9 protein-coding genes are annotated in these 18,328 nt (G+C 64.5%); 2 read left to right on the top strand and 7 right to left on the bottom strand.

Going from position 1 to position 18,328, the window contains the following annotated elements:
• Nucleotides 1-77 precede the first annotated feature (77 nt).
• The 3 genes from metH to CSC74_RS02475 all read right to left on the bottom strand — a co-directional run bounded on the left by metH (nt 78) and on the right by CSC74_RS02475 (nt 4,942).
• Complete coding sequence (gene metH, locus CSC74_RS02465) at nt 78-2,813, bottom strand: methionine synthase (protein WP_281349721.1); 2,736 nt, start codon at nt 2,811-2,813, stop codon at nt 78-80.
• 111 nt (nt 2,814-2,924) lie between these two features.
• Nucleotides 2,925-4,016, bottom strand: coding sequence for a homocysteine S-methyltransferase family protein (locus CSC74_RS02470; protein ID WP_162312826.1), 1,092 nt, complete (start codon nt 4,014-4,016; stop codon nt 2,925-2,927).
• Nucleotides 4,013-4,942, bottom strand: a complete 930-nt coding sequence (locus CSC74_RS02475) for an ArsR/SmtB family transcription factor (protein WP_162312827.1) — start codon at nt 4,940-4,942, stop codon at nt 4,013-4,015. Before CSC74_RS02475 ends, CSC74_RS02470 begins: the two co-directional genes overlap by 4 nt.
• Before the next feature lie 123 nt (nt 4,943-5,065).
• On the opposite strand from CSC74_RS02475, the gene CSC74_RS02480 reads away from it, so the two are divergent.
• On the top strand, nt 5,066-6,214 hold the full coding sequence (locus CSC74_RS02480) for an acyl-CoA dehydrogenase family protein (RefSeq protein WP_162312828.1): 1,149 nt from the start codon (nt 5,066-5,068) through the stop codon (nt 6,212-6,214).
• Between the two features lie 194 nt (nt 6,215-6,408).
• Nucleotides 6,409-8,277: a DUF885 domain-containing protein gene (locus CSC74_RS02485; protein WP_162312829.1), complete on the top strand. Its 1,869-nt coding sequence runs from the start codon at nt 6,409-6,411 to the stop codon at nt 8,275-8,277.
• 174 nt (nt 8,278-8,451) lie between these two features.
• On the opposite strand, the gene CSC74_RS02490 is transcribed toward CSC74_RS02485, so the two are convergent.
• The 4 genes from CSC74_RS02490 to CSC74_RS02505 form a co-directional block, all read right to left on the bottom strand.
• Entirely contained in the window at nt 8,452-10,119 is a 1,668-nt protein-coding gene (locus CSC74_RS02490) for a M28 family peptidase (protein ID WP_162312830.1), read from the bottom strand.
• 127 nt (nt 10,120-10,246) lie between these two features.
• Nucleotides 10,247-13,420: an efflux RND transporter permease subunit gene (locus CSC74_RS02495; RefSeq protein ID WP_162312831.1), complete on the bottom strand. Its 3,174-nt coding sequence runs from the start codon at nt 13,418-13,420 to the stop codon at nt 10,247-10,249.
• A 10-nt stretch (nt 13,421-13,430) separates the two neighbouring features.
• Nucleotides 13,431-14,624, bottom strand: coding sequence for an efflux RND transporter periplasmic adaptor subunit (locus tag CSC74_RS02500; protein ID WP_162312832.1), 1,194 nt, complete (start codon nt 14,622-14,624; stop codon nt 13,431-13,433).
• A 538-nt stretch (nt 14,625-15,162) separates the two neighbouring features.
• Nucleotides 15,163-18,327: an efflux RND transporter permease subunit gene (locus CSC74_RS02505; RefSeq protein ID WP_162312833.1), complete on the bottom strand. Its 3,165-nt coding sequence runs from the start codon at nt 18,325-18,327 to the stop codon at nt 15,163-15,165.
• Nucleotide 18,328: the final 1 nt, after the last annotated feature.

Raw genomic sequence — 18,328 nt, forward strand, 5'->3', positions numbered from 1 at the left:
CCGCGCCGCGATGTGAGCGGGCGCCGGGACGACGGGCGCGCTGCAGCGCGCCCAGGTGCATCCGTGCAGACGGTGAGTCATTCGGGATCGTAGTCCAGGTTGGAAGCCAACCATCTTTCCGCCTGCCCCAGGTCGACGCCCTTGCGTTTGGCGTAATCCGCGGCTTGTTCCTTGGAGACCCGGCCGACCACGAAATACTGGCTGCGCGGGTGGCTGAAGTAGTAGCCGGAGACCGCCGCGGTCGGCAGCATGGCGAAGCTTTCGGTCAGGGTCATGCCGGCGTTGGCGGTTGCGTCCAGCATGTCGAACAGCTTGCGCTTCTCGCTATGTTCCGGACACGCTGGATACCCCGGGGCGGGGCGGATACCGACATACTTTTCCGCGATCAGGTCCTCGTTGCCCAGCGTTTCGTCGGGCTGGTAGCCCCAGAACTCCTTGCGCACGCGCCGGTGCAGGTGCTCGGCCAACGCTTCGGCCAGGCGGTCGGCGAGCGCCTTGAGCAGGATCGAGTTGTAGTCGTCATGGTCGGCGAGGAAGCGTGCGAGATGCGGCTCGATGCCGAGGCCGGCGGTGACCGCGAACGCGCCGATCCAGTCCTGCTTGCCCGATTCCTTCGGTGCGATGAAATCGGCAAGGCAGAAGTCGGGGCGCTCGACCGGTTTGTCGACCTGCTGGCGCAAGAAGTGCAAAGTTTGGGTAGGAGCGACGTCAGTCGCGACCGACGTCGCTCCTGCGGTATCGACCAGCACGTCGTCGCCGACGCTGTTCGCCGGCCACAGTCCGAACACGGCCTTGGCGGTCAACCACTTCTCGTTGACGATCTTCTCCAGCATCGCCCGCGCGTCGCGATACAGCTCGCTGGCGGTCTTGCCGACGACCTCGTCGGTGAGGATGGCCGGGAACTTCCCCGCCAGTTCCCACGCCTGGAAGAACGGCGTCCAGTCGATGATCTCGACCAGGTCCTGCAGTGGATAGTCGTCGAAGACGCTGATCCCCGGTTTGATCGGCGTTGGCGGCGTGTAGTTGTCCCAGTCGCCGTCGAATTTCTGTCCGCGCGCCTTTTCCAGCGAGACCAGCCGCTTGGCGTCGCCGCGGTTGCGGTGGCGCTCGCGGATCTCGGCATAGTCGGCCTCGTTGGCGGCGACGAAGCTGGTGCGCAGGTCCCGGGAAATCAGCGACTGGGCCACGCCGACCGCGCGCGAGGCGTCCTTCACCCAGATCGTCGGCGATTTGTAGAACGGGTCGATCTTCAGCGCGGTGTGCGCGCGCGAGGTGGTGGCGCCGCCGATCATCAGCGGAATGGTGAAGCCTTGCCGCTGCATTTCGCGGGCGACATGGCCCATTTCTTCCAGCGAGGGCGTGATCAGCCCGGAAACGCCGATGATGTCCGCCTTCTCGGCGATCGCCGCATCGAGGATCTTCTGCGCCGGGACCATCACTCCCAGGTCGACCACGTCGAAGTTGTTGCAGGCCAGGACCACGCCGACGATGTTCTTGCCGATGTCGTGGACGTCGCCCTTGACCGTGGCCATCACGATCTTGCCGTTGGACTTGCCGGCATCGCCGGTCACCAGCTTCTCGGCTTCGATGAAAGGCAACAGGTAGGCTACCGCCTTCTTCATCACCCGCGCCGACTTGACCACCTGCGGCAGGAACATCTTGCCGGCGCCGAACAGGTCGCCGACCACGTTCATGCCATCCATCAGCGGGCCTTCGATCACGTCCAGGCCACGCGTGGACAACTGGCGCGCTTCCTCGGTGTCGCCTTCGACGTATTGGTCGATACCATGGACCAGGGCATGACTGAGCCGCGCCTGCACCGGCTTTTCGCGCCAGGCCAGGTCCTCGGCCTGCGACTGGCCCTTCTTGCCCTTGTAGCGGTCGGCCAGCGTGAGCAGACGTTCGGTCGCATCCGCGCGGCGGTTGAGGATCACGTCCTCGACGTGCTCGCGCAATTCGGGATCCAGATCGTCGTAGATCGGCATGGCGCCGGCGTTGACGATGCCCATATCCATGCCGGCCTTGATCGCGTGGTACAGGAAGACCGAGTGGATCGCCTGGCGCACGACCTCGTTGCCGCGGAACGAGAACGACACGTTGGAGACGCCGCCGGAGATATGGCAATGCGGCAGCGTCTTGCGGATGATCCGCGTGGCTTCGATGAAATCGACCGCGTAGTTGTTGTGCTCCTCCATGCCGGTGGCGATGGCGAAGATGTTGGGGTCGAAGATGATGTCCTCGGGCGGGAATCCGACTTCCTCGGTGAGGATCTTGTAGGCGCGGGTGCAGATCGCGACCTTGCGCTCGCAGGTGTCGGCCTGACCCACCTCGTCGAAGGCCATGACCACGGCGGCCGCGCCGTAGCGCAGTACCTTGCGGGCCTGTTCGATGAAGGCTTCCTCGCCTTCCTTCATCGAGATCGAATTGACCACGCTCTTGCCCTGCAGGCATTTCAGGCCGGCCTCGATGACGCTCCACTTGGAAGAATCGACCATCACCGGGATGCGGGCGATGTCGGGTTCGGACATGATCAGGTTGAGGAAGCGGACCATCGCCTTTTCGGAATCGATCAGGCCTTCGTCCATGTTCACGTCGAGGATCTGCGCGCCGTTGGCGACCTGCTGGCGCGCCACTTCGACCGCTTCCTCGTAACGGTCTTCCTTGATCAGCTTCTTGAACTGGGCGCTGCCGGTGACGTTGGTGCGCTCGCCGATGTTGATGAACAGCAGGTCGGGAGTGATGACCAGCGGTTCCAGGCCGGAAAGACGGGTATATCGGGTCATGCGCTTGCGCCTATTCTCATTTCTGTCTATCGGGAAAGCGGTTTTTGACGCGGATCAAATCGGATAAACACGGATAAGAAACAAACCATATAAAAGCCCTTATCCGCTTTCATCCGATTTGATCCGTGTCTAAAAAAAGACTCAAGCCGCCTGCGCATGACGTGCGAGTGTTCGCGGAGCGATTCCCTCGACCGCTTCGGCGATCGCCTTGATGTGCGCGGGCGTGGTGCCGCAGCAACCGCCGACCAGGTTGAGCAGGCCGGACTGCGCGAATTCCTTCAGGGTCGCGGCCATTTCCTCGGGAGTCTCGTCGTATTCGCCGAAAGCATTGGGCAGGCCGGCGTTCGGGTGCGCGCTGATATAGCTGTCGGCGATGTTGGCGAGCGTTTCCACGTGCTCGCGCAGGTCCTTCGCGCCCAGCGCGCAATTCAGTCCGATCGACAACGGCCTGCCGTGCGAGACCGAAGCGTAGAAAGCTTCCGCGGTCTGCCCGGACAGAGTGCGCCCGGAAGCGTCGGTGATGGTGCCGGAGATCATCACCGGCAAGCGTCCGCCGCGCGCGTCGAACACTTCCTCGATCGCATACAGCGCGGCCTTGGCATTGAGGGTGTCGAAGATGGTTTCGACCATGAGCGTGTCGGCGCCGCCATCGATCAGCCCTTCGATGGCTTCGCGATAAGTGCCGCGCAGTTCGTCGAAACTGGTGTTGCGGGAGCCGGGATCGTTCACGTCCGGGCTGATCGAGGCGGTACGGCTGGTGGGGCCGAGCACGCCGATCACGAAACGCGGTTTGTCCGGCGTCCGGGCTTCCACGGCATCGCAGCAGGCGCGGGCGACGCGTGCGCCTTCTTTGTTCAATTCATAGACCAGATGCTGCAGGTGGTAATCGGCCTGGCTGACCGAGGTGGCGTTGAAGGTATTGGTCTCGACCAGGTCGGCGCCGGCTTCCAGGTATCCGGTATGCACGCCGGCGATCACTTCCGGCTTGCTCAGCAGCAGCAGGTCGTTGTTGCCCTTCAAGTCGTGGCCGCACTGTCCGTCGTGCGAGTGCTTTTCAGGAGCGTGCACGCTGTCGTAGCCGTCGACGAAACGTTCGCCGCGATAGTCCGCCTCCTCCAGCCGGTGGCGCTGGATCATCGTGCCCATGGCGCCGTCGATGATCAGGATGCGTTCGGAAAGCGCCTTCTGCAGCGCCTGCACGCGTGCGGGATTCAACCAGGGCAGTCGATTCATGGTTTTACTCCAATGAGCGAGATCACTTCGAAATGCGGGGGGCGGCGTTCGCGGGTGACGGTGCCCAGGTTGGAAACCTGCAGCCCGGCTTTCTCTGCGAACTTGCGCAGTTCCCTGTCGCTGAAACCCAGGTTGAGGTGGCCGTAGGCCTGCACCGCCGCCTCGTGTTCGTGCCTGGCCAGGCTGCTCAGCAACAGGCGCCCGCCGCGACGCATGACCCGCGCGGCTTCGGCGACGGCCTGGGCGGGCTTGGACGAATAGGTGAGCGCATGCATCAGCACGACCAGGTCGAAGCTGTTGTCCTTGAAGGGCAGGGCATGCATGTCGCCCTCGCGCACTTCCACGTTGGGGAAGCGGCGCAGACGCTCGCCGGCCGCCGCGACCACGCGCGCGCTGGTATCCACGCAGACATAGCGCTTGGCGTGCGGCGACAGCAGTTCGGCCAGCACGCCGTCGCCGGAGGCGATGTCGAGCACGTCGCCGGTTTCCAGCAAGGGCAGCGCGGTGCGCGCCATCGCCTCCCAGGTGCGCCCGGGGGAATAGTGGCGTTCCATGTCGCCGGCGACGGTGTCGGCCCAGTTCTGCTCGGTGGCACGCAAGGCCAGCACCGAAGGCACGCGCTCGGCGTCCTGGCGCAGCAGCGGATCGTCGCTGCCTTCGCGCAGGCTGCGCCAGAGCTCGCGCTGGGTCGCATCCAGGTTGCCCTCGTCGAAACGGTAGTAGGCCGAAACCCCGGCGCGACGGTCGCGGACCAGACCGGCCTCCTTGAGCTTGGCCAGGTGGGTGGACACGCGCGGTTGGGCCAACTGGGTGATGGCCGAGAGTTCGGCCACGGTCAGTTCCTCGCCGGCCAGCAGCACCAGCAGGCGCACGCGAGTGGCGTCGGCGAACACCTTGAGCCGGGTCGACCAGGCTTCCAGATCCATAATATCTTCCTATCGCGATATAAAGATATTGTCCGCCCGCGTCGGCCATGGGTCAAGCCGCGTACGCCCGCGCATGGTGCATCGGTACAATGGGCCGATCAGAACTAATGCAAGGGGTTGCCCGTGGATTTCGGATTCACCGAAGAACAGTTGATGCTCCAGGACGTGGCGCGGCGCATCGCCCAGGAGAAGATCGCGCCCAGCGCCGAGCACTTCGACCGGGTCGGCGAGTTCCCGCTGGAGAACATCCGCCTGCTGGGCGAGAACGGCCTGATGGGCATAGAGGTCCCCACCGAATATGGTGGATCCGGCATGGACCCGATCGCCTACGTGCTGGCCATGGTCGAGATCGCCGCCGGCGATGCGGCCCATTCCACGATCATGTCGGTCAACAATTCGCTGTTCTGCAACGGCATCCTGTTGAACGGTACCGAAGCGCAGAAACAGAAGTATGTGCGCGCGATCGCCGAAGGACGCGAGATCGGCGCCTTCGCCCTGACCGAACCGCAATCGGGTTCCGACGCCACGGCGATGAAGTGCCGCGCCAGCAAGCAGGCCGACGGCAGCTTCGTGATCAACGGCAAGAAGAGCTGGATCACTTCAGGTCCCGTGGCCAAATACATCGTGCTGTTCGCGATGAGCGAGCCGGACAAGGGTGCGCGAGGCGTCACCGCCTTCCTGGTCGACACCGCCAAGCCCGGCTTCCACCGCGGCAAGACCGAGCCGAAACTGGGCATCCGCGCTTCGGCCACCTGCGAGATCGAATTCCAGGATTACGTGGTCGCCGCCGAAGACGTGCTGGGTGCGGAGGGCGAAGGCTTCAAGATCGCCATGGGCGTGCTGGATGCGGGCCGCATCGGCATCGCTTCGCAGGCCGTAGGCCTGGCCCGTGCGGCCTATGAAGCGACGCTGGCCTATGTGAAGGAACGCAAGGCCTTCGGCGCGGCCATCGGCACCTTCCAGATGACCCAGGCCAAGATCGCCGACATGAAGTGCAAGCTCGACGCGGCCCTGCTGCTGACCCTGCGCGCGGCGTGGGTGAAAGGCCAGGGCAAGCGTTTCAGCAACGAGGCGGCGATGGCCAAGCTCACCGCGTCCGAAGCGGCGATGTGGATCACCCACCAGGCGGTGCAGATCCACGGCGGCATGGGCTATTCCAAGGAAATGCCGCTGGAACGCTACTTCCGCGACGCCAAGATCACCGAGATCTACGAAGGCACCAGCGAGATCCAGCGCCTGGTCATCGCACGCAACGAGACCGGGCTGCGCTGAGCCGCCTGTGTACCTGACGGGCGCCCCTGTCCCAGGGTGGCGCCCGTTTCCTTTCTGCTGGATTGCCGGAGTGGGCGCCCGGTCACGGCGCTGACGGCGCGTACCTATCTTTAGTAATGGGACGGGCTGGCGTCGGGTCCGCTAGAGTCTTTCGATGCGGGAGTCTGTCTCCCGTATCCCAACAGGAGAACCCGATGCGTAAAACCCTGCTTGTCTGTGCCCTCGCGCTGGCCTTGACCGCCTGCGACCGTGCCGCTTCGCCCGAAGCCGGTGCGGCTTCAACCCCCGCCGCCACGGTCTCGCAGGCCGACATCAAGGCCGAGACCGGACGCCTCAACCAGTGGTTCGAGAAGAAATACGAGGAGCAGCTGCAGTTCAGCCCGCTGCAACTGACTTTCCAGGGCCGCAAGGATCTGTACGACCAACTCGACGACCTGTCGGAAAAAGCCGCGCTGGACCAGGTGGCCTGGCAGAAGGCCAGCGTCGAGGAAATGGAGAAGACCTTCGATTACGCCAAGCTCGGCGACGAAGGCAAGTTCTCCTACGACCTGTGGAAGCTGCAGTACGAAAACGCGCGCGATGGCGTTCCGTTCCTGGCCGATGGCTATGCCTTCGATCAGATGAACGGCGCGCAGAGCCTCCTGCCGACCGTGCTGATCAGTTTCCACAAGGTGGACGAAGAATCGGATTACACGGCTTATATCGCACGCCTGAAGGCCAGCGCCCGCGCGTTCGACCAGTTGCTGGAACGCGCCCGCAAATCGGCCGGGCAGGGCATCCGGCCGCCGAAGTTCGCCTACGAAGGCGTCATCGATCAGTCGCGCAAGGTCATTGCCGGCGCTCCCTTCTCGTCGGGCAAGGATTCGGCGATCTGGGCCGATGCGCAGGCCAAGGCCGATGCGCTGGTGAAGAACGGCAAGATCGATGCCGCGCGCGCGGCCGCTTTGAAGGAAGAGGCGCGCAAGGCGCTGCTGGAGCAGTTCAAGCCCGCCTACGAACGCATCATCGCCTGGTGCGAGGAAGACCTGCCAAAGGCCGCGGTGAACGCCACCGGCGTGGGCAGCACCCATCCCAACGGCAAGGCGTACTACGAGTACCAGCTGCGCCAGATGACCACCACCGACATGACCGCCGAGGAAATCCACGCGCTGGGCCTGAAGGAAGTGGAGCGGATCAAGGGCGAGATGACCGCATTGAAGGACAAGGTGGGCTTCAAGGGCGACCTGGACGCCTTCTTCGCTTTCATCGACAGCGATCCGCAGTTCAACTTCCCCGACACGGATGCGGGCCGCAAGGCCTACCTCGACGCGGCGACGAAGGACATCGCCAACATCAAGAAAGAGCTGCCCAACTACTTCGGCCTGCTGCCGAAGGCGGACCTGGAAGTGAAGCGCGTGGAAGCGTTCCGCGAACAGGACGGCGCGGCACAGCATTACTTCCCCGGCACGCCCGACGGTTCGCGCCCGGGCGTGTATTACGTGCATTTATCCGACATGAAGTCGATGCCGAAGCCGGAGCTGGAGGTCATCGCCTACCACGAAGGCCTGCCCGGCCATCACATGCAGATCTCGATCGCGCAGGAACTGACCGGTGTGCCGAAGTTCCGCACCCAGGCCAACTTCACCGCGTATGCGGAAGGCTGGGGCCTGTATGCGGAATGGCTGGCCAAGGAGATGCCCAACACCTACCAGGACCCGTATTCGGAGTTCGGCCGGTTGAGTTCGGAAATGTGGCGCGCGATCCGCCTGGTGGTGGACACCGGCCTGCATGCCAAAGGCTGGACCGAGCAGCAGGCGGTGGAGTATTTCGATGCCAACAGCGCGGTGCCGCTGACCGCCATCAAGTCGGAAGTGCAGCGCTACCTGATCATGCCGGGCCAGGCCACGGCCTACAAAGTCGGCATGATCCGCATCCAGGAACTGCGCAGGAAAGCGGAGACGGAACTGGGCGACAGGTTCGACATCAAGGGCTTCCACGACGCCGTGCTGGGCGGCGGCGCACTGCCGCTGACCCTGCTGGAGCGTCGCGTGGACCAGTGGATCGCCAGCCGCAAGGCAGGTTAGTCCCGGCTATTGGCCTCCGCAACGGAAGGCCCGGGTTTCCGGGCCTTTCCCATGGGTTTCCCGTAGGAGCGCCCATGGGCGCGAGCTCTCCGTGATGCAGTCCCAAAAACCAAAAGCTCGCGCCCATGGACGCTCCTACGGCGGAGCCGATCTCTGCTTTTCTAATGGGGAAAGTCAGTCGGCCTTTCCGGCAGGCGCGAAACGGTCGCCGAAGAAATCGCCCTTGTTCCACTTCGGTCTTTCAGGAGCGTCGCCGATCAACGCGCCGATCCGTGCATTCAAGCGTGCAAGCCGCGCCGCGTCCTGGTACTGGATGGGCTGCGATGCGTCGTCGCAAGGCTGGTGGTAACAGTTGCGCAGGAACCTGTCCATGGCATCTTTCGGGCTCGCGCCGCCCGCGATTGCAGGTTCGACGCCGCCATCCAGATAGACCGCAGGCACACCGGCACGCACGAAGGCGTACTGGTCGCTGCGCACGAACACCACTTCTTCCGGGAACGGATCGGCCGACAAGCCGACGCCGATCTCCTTCGCCGCCGTATCCAGTGCGGTCTTCAGCGTCGAATGCTCCAGGCCGATCGGCACCACGTCCTTGCTCGGCGCCAGCAACACCGGCATGTCCATGTTGATGTTGGCCACAAGATCGGTCCTGGGCACGGTCGGATGCGAGGCGAACCATTCCGCGCCCAGCAAACCCTTTTCCTCGCCGGTCAGGGCGATGAACAACAGCGAGCGTTTCGGCTTGGCCGTGGTGGCGCTCAGTTGCCTTGCCGCTTCGAGCATGATCGAGACGCCCAGGGCATTGTCCATCGCGCCGTTGTAGATGCTGTCGCCGTTGACCGCGGCGCCCACGCCGATGTGATCCAGATGCGCGGTGTAGGCGATGAATTCGCGGCCAAGGACCGCGTCGCTGCCATCGAGCCGGGCGACCACGTTGCGCGATTCGGCGGGTTCGATCCGGGTGCTGCCAGCCAGGGTCAGCGTGCCCGGCAGGTCGAAGGGTTTCAGCTGTCCGGCCGTATTGGCCTTGAACAGCGTGTCCGCGGTCTGGGCGCTGCCGGCGAAGAGGCGGCTGGCCGCCGCCGCGCTGACCGAGGCGGTGGCCTTGAGCTGCGGGAAAGTATCGATGCCGCTGCCATCGGCGGCGCGCAGGCGCATCCCGGGCATGTTCCATTTCGCCGCCGCGTTGCTCCAGGGGCCGCGCTGCTCGTATTCCGGCGTGTTCACGAACACGGCACCGACCGCGCCGCGTTCGGCCAGCGTTCGCAGTTTCTGCGTGCCGGAGGAATAGAAGGCGCGGCGATCGTTGTCGAAGCGTACCGGCGCGCCCGGGAACAGCACCGCGATCTTGCCGCGCACGTCGACTCCGGCGAAATCGTCCTGGCCGAGGTCCGGCGCATGCACGCCCTGGCCGACGAACACCGCCGGCGCGGTCAGCGCATGGGTCGGCGCGTTGTAATTGAGGCCAGGCAGGAATTCCTCGCGGAACGCGAGCGATTGCTTCGTCCCATCGCGCTCGACGACCAGTTGCGCGCCTTGTTCCTGGCGCAGCGCCTTCAACAGCGGCACGCGCTGGAAGTAGGTGCCGTCGTCGCCGGCCGGCTTGAGGCCCAGTTCGGCATAGCGGCGAGCGACGTACCCGGCTGCGAGGTCGTAGCCGCGGGTGCCGGTATCGCGCCCTTCGAGCTTGTCGTCGGCAAGGTAGCGGACGTCGGCTTCGATGCGTTGCGCGGATGCGGAGTCCGCGGCACTGGCTGGTGTCGCGGCCGGGTCCGCGGCGGGTTCGGGTCTGCATGCCGCCAGGCAGGCGAGGGCGAGGATCAACGGAAGGTTCCGTGGCATCGGTCAGGCTCCATTGGAAGTGAGCGGACCCTAGCACGCGCGCCGCCCGGCACCGGAGTGCCGGAACTCATGGCGCCAGACCGCGACAAGCCCGGCGAGGAGACGCGTCCTCGCCGGGATCCGGCCTTCAGTGCGCGGGTTGTACCGTTTGCCCGGCAGCCGTGTCGCCGTCTTCCTGGCTGCGCTCGCGCCCCTGGTTATGGTCGCGCGCCAGGTACAGGTAGAAGGCCGGCAGCACGAACAGGGTGAAGGCGGTACCGATGGTCATGCCCGAGGCGATGACCACGCCCATCGAGAAGCGCGATGCCGCGCCCGGGCCGCTGGCGATCAACAACGGAATCATCGCGAACACCAGCGCGGCGGTGGTCATCAGCACCGGCCGCAAGCGGATGGCGGTGGCTTCCTCGATCGCTTCGCGCTTGCCCAGGCCCTGCTCCTGCTGCAGCTTGTTGGCGAACTCCACGATCAGGATGCCGTGCTTGGAGATCACGCCGACCAGCGTCACCAGTCCGACCTGGGTGTAGATGTTGATGCTCATTCCCGGGAAGGCTTCGATACCGGCGAACTGCAGGATCCCGGAGAGGATGCCCAGCACATTGAGCGCCAACAACGCTCCGCAGATCGCCATCGGCACGGTCAGCAGCATGATCAGCGCATCGCGGAAACTCTCGAACTGCGCCGACAGGACCAGGAAGATCACGATCAGCGCCAGCGCCAGGGTCAGCAGCATCGCCGAGCCTTCCTGCTTGAACTGGCGCGACTCGCCGGAGTAGTCGACGCTGTACCCCTGCGGCAGCACTTCCTTCGCCGCCTGATCGAGGATTTCCAGCGCCTGGCCCTTGGTCACGCCGGGACGCGGCGCGAAGGTGATCGAGACCGCGTTGAGCTGCTGGAAACGCTTGAGCGATTGCGGTTGCGCGGTTTCCTTCAGCGTGACCACGGTCGACAGCGGGATCAACTCGCCATCGCGCGTGCGGGTGTAATAGTTTTCCAGCGCGCTGGCGTTGAGGCGGTCGCTGCGTTGCACCTGCGGGATGACCAGGTAGGAACGGTTCTGCATCGCGAAGCGGTTGGTGTAACCGCCGGAAAGCATCGCCGACATGTCCGCCGCCAGCGTGCGCATGTCGATGCCCAGGCTCGCCGCCTTGTCGCGGTCGATCTGCACCTCGATGCGCGGTTTGTCGATCTTCAGGTCCTTGTCCAGGAAGATGAAACGCTTGCTGGCCATGGCCTTCTGCAGGATCGCATCGGCAAGTTCGCTCAACTGGCTCAGTTCGCCCACGCCGCCGATGATGAACTCGCCGCCGCCGTCGCCGCCCGCGCTGGGCAGCGAGGGCGGGACCAGGGCGAACACGTTCAAGCCGGTGACCTGGCTGATCTTCGGCTGCAGTTCCTGTTCGAGCACCGCCTTGGTCGACTTGTCGCGCTCGCTCCAGGGCTTGAGCACGAAGCCGGCCATCGCGCTGGGACTGGCGCCGCCGCCGCTGCCGCCGAAGCCGCCGTTGAACAGGAAGTAGTCCTGCACCTCGGGCACGCCCTTGGCGATTTCGGTGATTTCCTCGGTGTAGCGCTCGACGTAGTCCAGGGTGGCGGTGGGATCCGCCTGGCCGATGGAGAAGATGAATCCCTCGTCTTCCAGCGGTGCCGGCTCCTTGGGCGCGCCCATGTACAGGAAAGCGCAGGAAACCAGCGCGATCAGGCCGAACGCCGCGACTACCGCCTTGGTGTCCAGGGTTCCATGGAGCCGGCGCTGGTAACCATGGCGCAACCATTCGAAGCGGTCGTCCAGCCAGGCCTCGAGCTTGCCCTTGCCGCCTTCGGTGTGCGGCTTGAGGATCGTCGCGCACATCATCGGGGTCAGGGTCAGGGCGATGATGCCGGACAGCAGCACCGCGCCGGCCAGGGTGAAGGCGAACTCGGTGAACAGCACGCCGGTCAGCCCACCCTGGAAGCCGATCGGCAGGTACACCGCGATCAGGGTGGTGGTCATCGCCACCACCGGCCACGCCAGCTCGCGCGCGCCGCGGATCGACGCATCGAACGGCGACATGCCTTCCTCGATGTGGCGATGGATGTTCTCCAGCACGATGATCGCGTCGTCCACTACTATCCCGATCGCCAGGACCATCGCCAGCAACGTCAGCAGGTTGATGGTGAAACCCATCAGCAACATCAGGAACAGGGCGCCGATCAGCGACAGCGGAACGGTCACCGCCGGGATCAGCACGCTGCGGAACGAACCCAGGAACAGGAAGATCACCACGATCACGATGATCACCGCCTCGATGATCGTGCTCACCACTTCGTTGATGGCGTCCTGGATCGATTCGGTGCTGTCGTAGGGAATGCTGGCCTTGATGCCCTGCGGAAGCTGCGGGACGATTTCGCCGTCCCACAGCTTGCGCACGTCCTTGATCACGTCGAGCGAGTTCGCATCCGGGGCGACGAAGATGCCCATGAAGGTCGCCGCTTCGCCGTTGATGCGCACCGAGGTGCCGTAGTTCTCCGAGCCCAGCGCGACGTCGGCCACGTCGCCGAGGCGGACGATGGCGCCGTTCTCTTCGCGGATGACCAGTTTCCTGAATTCCCCGGCATCGCGCAGATCGGTGCGCGCGGTCATGTCGATCGCGACCATCTCGCCTTTGGTCGAGCCCACCGCCGACAGCACGTTGTTCGACTGCAGCGCATCGGAGACGTCGCTGGCGGTGACCTTCAACGCGGTCATGCGGTCGGGCTTCAACCAGACGCGCATGGCGAACGTGCCCGCGCCGAGGATGTCGGCGCGCTGCACGCCGGGGATGGTGACCAGCTTGGGCTGGATCACGCGGGTCAGGTAGTCGGTGATCTGGTTGTTGTCCAGCGACTCGCTGGCGAAGGACACGTACATCGCCGCGATCTGCTGGCCCTGCTGCAGGTCGATCACCGGGTCTTCCGACTCCGGAGGCAACTGGCCGCGCATCTTGTTGACCTTGGCCGCGATCTGGGTCAAGGCCTCGTTCGGGTCCTGGTCCAGGCGGATATAGGCCTGGATCGTGCTGACGCCGGCCGAGCTGGTCGAGCTCATGTACTCGATGCCTTCGGCGCTGGCGATCTCGCGCTCGAGCGGGGTAGTGATGAAGCCCTGGATCAGGTCCGCGTCGGCGCCGAAATAGGTGGTGCTGATGTTCACCACCGCGTTGCGCAGCTCCGGGTACTGGCGCACGTTCAATTCGGTGAACGCGCGCAGCCCGAACAGCAGGATGAACAGGCTGACGACGATCGCCAGCACCGGCTTCCTGATGAAGATGTCGGTGAATTTCATCCAGTGATCCTCAGCGGTTCTCGGGCGTCGGACTGGCGTTCGCCGCCGGCTGCACCTTGTTGTTGACGGTCACTTCGGCTTCGTTGCGCAGTTTCAGCAAGCCGCTGGTCGCGATCCGCTCGCCGGACTTGAGCCCATCGGTCACCGCGATCAGGTCGCCGCGGGTGGCGCCGGTCTTGACGAAACGCTGCGTGACGATGAGCTTGTCGCCGGTGAGCGGCTTGCCCTGCATGTCCTTCTCGCCCTCGGCGCGCTTGACCTTGGTAATGACGTAGACCGCATTGCCATAGGGGTTGAAGCTGACCGCGGTCTGCGGAATCACGACCACGTTGCGGGCATCGCCCGTGTCGAAGTCCACGTGGGCGAAGGTGCCCGGGCTGAGCCTGTTGCCTGGATTGGGCACGGTCGCCTGGACCTTGAAGTTGCGGGTGCTGGCATCGACCAGCGGCTCGATGGCGGTGATCTTGCCTTCGAATACCTGCCCGGGCAGTGCGTCGACCGTGGCCCGGACCCGGGTGCCTTCGGTCACCTGGCCCATGCGCTGTTCGGGCAGCGAGAAATCCAGGTAGATCGGGTCCAGCGACTGCAGGCTGACGATGGCGTCGCCCGGGTTCACGTATTGGCCCAGGTTGACCTTGCGCAGGCCCAGGATTCCGTCGAACGGCGCCCGGATCGTTTTCTGCGCGATCAACGCGCGTTGCGCTTCCACCTGGGCCAGGGCCGTCGCCGCCTGGGTGGCGCGCTCTTCGACTTCCGCTTGCGAAACCAGCTTGTCCTTGCCCAGTGCGCGCCAGCGGTCGCGCTGGACCACGGCCAGCCTGGCCGAGGCTTCCAGCGATTTCAGCACCGCCAGTTCGTTGCTGGTATTGAGCTGCACCAGCACCGTGCCGGCCCGTACCGGTTGCCCGGAGCGGATCGACAGTTCGCGCACGACGCCACCTGCTTCGGTGGTCACTTCGGTACCGTTGATCGCGACGAAGGTGCCGACGGATTCCTGCGCATCGCTCCATTCCTGTTGCTTGGCGATGTAGTCGGTCACCGCCGCGGCCGGCTGCGGCATGCTGTCGAAGAAGGCATTGGTCTGCGCACCGAGGAACGCCTTGACCGCGAACACGCCGCCGAATACCACGAACGCGAGCAGCAGCATCCAGAACAGGCGCTTGGGCAGGGAGGCAGGCTTCTTCGGCTTTTCTTTCTCAACCATGGGAGGAACCTCGAGGAAACGGATAGACGTGGCCAGGCAGACCATGTCGCGGATTTTTGGCAGGCCCGGGCGATTGCCTCCACGTCATCCGTAGTCTGGCGATCGCATTCGGGGAGCTGGGCAGGGAGGCGTGGCTGGGGGACGGCGCCAGGGTGGAAGATACCGGCCCATCGGACGCAAGGAAAGTACCCGATGCAGGAATGATCAATGCAGATTGTCCTTTCCGCGTCGCACATGCTGCGACATGCATTCGCGGCAGAGGTTGGTCTCGCGGCTGGATATGCGGTGCAAGGCGGGGCGATTGGCCAAGGGGGATTTGCCGATGCGACGAACCAGTACGCACTGGATCGACAAACTTCGCACATTGGCGCCAGCCAGGATCGTGGGTCTCGCGTCGGATCGAATTGCAATGTCATGGCGGTAGAGCGTAATGACAGTTACGCGGGCGTCCCTCCGCTCTTGGCTGAGCGCATGGAAAAAAAGCCCCGGCAAGGCCGGGGCTTTGGATGGATCGAGTTGCTTGTCGGCGCGTTGCTTGTCAGCGAGGTGCCGGCTGGTTCTTGTGTTCCAGGTATTCCCTGGACGGCTCGTCCAGCTTGTCGCCCAGCATGCGCCGCACCACGATGAAGAACACCGGGATCAGCAGCAGACCGAGGAAGGTGGCGAATATCATGCCGCCGATCACGCCGGTGCCGATCGCGTGGCGCGCGTTGGCGCCGGCGCCGCTGGAGACCGCCATCGGCATCACGCCCATGATGAAGGCGAACGAAGTCATCAGGATCGGGCGGAAGCGCAGGTGCGCCGCTTCGACCACCGCGTCGCGCAGGGTCTTGCCTTCGCGGCGTTGTTCCACCGCGAACTCGATGATCAGGATCGCGTTCTTGGCGGCCAGGCCGATGATGGTGATCAGGCCGATCTTGAAGTAGATGTCGTTGGGCAGGCCGCGGGCCATGGTCAGCAGGATCGCGCCCAGCACGCCCATCGGCACCACCAGCAACACCGCCAGCGGGATCGACCAGCTTTCATACAGCGCGGCCAGGCACAGGAACACGACCACGATGGACAACGCCAACAGCAGCGTGGCCGCGTTGCCCGCCAGGATTTCCTGGTAGGACATGCCGGTCCAGTCGTAGCCGAAACCCGCGGGCAGGTCGTTGGCCACGATTTCCTCCATCGCCTGCATCGCTTCGCCGGAACTGCGCCCCGGCGCGGGCGAGCCGTTGATGTTGACCGCGGCATAGCCGTTGTAGCGGGTCAGCGCGGGCGGACTGGTGATCCATTCGGTCTTCATCACATTGCTCAACGGGATCATGGTGCTGTCCACCGAACCGGTGCCGGCGGCGGTGACCAGGTTGCTGGGCGTGTAGAAATGGCTCAGCGCTTCCGGACCCATGCGGAATGGGGCGTCGGCCTGCAGGGTCACGCGCTTGATCCGGCCTTCGTAGAAGAAATCGTTGACGTAGACCGGCGCCAGCATCAGCTGGATCGCGCTGTAGATGTCGCTGACCGACATGCCCATGGCCTGGGCCTGCACGCGGTCCACGTGCAGCTTGAGTTGCGGCGCGTCCTCCAGCGTGTTCGGCCTTACCGCGGTCAGCGCCGGATTCTGGTTGGCCTTGCCGAGCAGGATATTGCGCGCATCGGTCAGGGCCTTCTGGCCGGCGCCGCTGCGGTCCTGCAGGTACATGTCGAAGCCGCCGAACTGGCCCAGACCGTTCACCGTCGGCAGGTTGACCACGAAGATGCTGGCTTCCTTGATGCCGTAGAGCATGCCGTTGAGCTTGCCGATGAACTCGGTGGCGCTGATGTCGCGCTCGCCCCAGGGCTTGAGCTTGATGAAGGCCATACCGACGTTCTCGCCGGAACCCACGAAACTGAAGCCGGTGATCTGCATCATGCCTTCGAATTCCGGCTGCTTCTCCAGCATGCCGCGCATCTGGGTGAAGACCTCGCCGGTGCGCTTCATGCTGGCGCCGGGCGGCAACTGCACGATGGCCAACGCGTAACCCTGGTCCTCTTCCGGCAGGAAGCTGCCGGGCAGGCGGGTGAACAGGAAGCCGCACAACAGCGCCAGTACCGCGAACAGGACCATCCAGCGCGGCGCATGCTTGACCGCGCTGCCGATGTGGCCCACGTAGGTGCGGCTGATCTTGTCGTAGTACTTGTTGAAGGTGCGGAACACGAAGTTGGACTTGTGCTGTTCGGTCGGCTTCAGGAAGGTGGCGCACAGCGCCGGGGTGAAGCCGAGCGCCAGGAACGCGGAGAAACCCATGGCGATGGCGATGGTCAGCGCGAACTGCTTGTAGATCTCGCCGGCCGCGCCGCCCTGCAGCGCGCTGGGGATGAACACCGCCGCCAGGACCACGGTGATCGCGATCACCGCGCCGGTGATCTGGCCCATGGCCTTGCGCGTGGCTTCCTTGGGCGGGAGTTTCTCGTCGGTCATGATCCGTTCGACGTTCTCGATCACCACGATCGCGTCATCGACCACGATGCCGATCGCCAGGACCATCGCGAACAGGGTCAGCTGGTTGATGGTGAAACCGATGATCGACATGCCCAGGAACGTGCCCAGCAGCGCCACCGGGATCACCAGGGTGGGGATGATGGTCGCGCGGATGTTCTGCAGGAAGATCAGCATCACCAGGAACACCAGCACCAGCGCCTCGCCCAGGGTCTTCACCACTTCCTCGATCGAGATCTTGACGAAGGTGGTGCTGTCGTACGGCGAGAACCAGGACACCCCCTGCGGGAAACTGGGCTGCAGTTCGTCCATCTTCGCGCGCACGGCCTCGGCCACGTTCAGCGCATTGGCGCCAGGCAGCAGCTGGATGGCGAAGGCGCCGGTCGGCGCACCGTTCCATTGCGTGTCGAAGCCGTAGGAAGAAGAGCCGAAGGCGACGCGGGCCACGTCCTTGAGCCGGACCGTGGTGCCGTCGCTGTTGGCGCGCAGGATGATGTTCTCGAATTCCGAGGGCGAGCTGAAGCGGCCTTCCGCCGAAACCGTGGCGGTGAAGCCCTGGTCGCTGGGCGCGGGCGCCGAACCCAGCGAGCCGGCGGCGAACTGCACGTTCTGGCTGCGGATCGCGGCCAGCGCCTGGCTGGCGGACATGCCGTAGCCTTTCAGCTTGTCGGGATTCAACCAGATGTTCATCGCGTACTCGGCGCCGAACTGCTGGGTGCTGCCGACGCCGGGGATGCGCGAGATCTGGTCGAGCACGCGCGAACCGACGATGTCGCTGAGCTGGTCGCGGTTGACCGACGGATTTTCAGAACGCAACGCCGCCACCATCAGGAAGCCGGCGTTGGCCTTGGCCACGACCACGCCCTGCTGGGTCACTTCGGTGGGCAGGCGCGGGGTGGCCAGTGCGACCTTGTTCTGCACCTGGACCTGGGCGATGTCGGCGTTGGTCCCGGTTTCGAAGGTCAGGGTGATGTTGGCGCGGCCGCTGGCGCTGGAGGACGAGCTGAAATACAGCAGGTGGTCGATGCCGGTGAGCTGCTGTTCGATCACCTGGGTGACCGCTTTCTCGGTGGTTTCCGCACTGGCGCCCGGGTAGGACGCGCTGACCGTCACCTGCGGCGGGGCGATGCTGGGATAGGACTCGACGCCGAGGTTGAGGATCGAGATCACCCCGGAAATGGAGATCAGGATCGCTACCACCCAGGCGAAGATCGGGTGGTCGATGAAGAACTTGGGCATG

The organism is Pseudoxanthomonas yeongjuensis (assembly GCF_010093345.1).
Taxonomy (GTDB): Bacteria; Pseudomonadota; Gammaproteobacteria; order Xanthomonadales; family Xanthomonadaceae; genus Pseudoxanthomonas_A; species Pseudoxanthomonas_A yeongjuensis.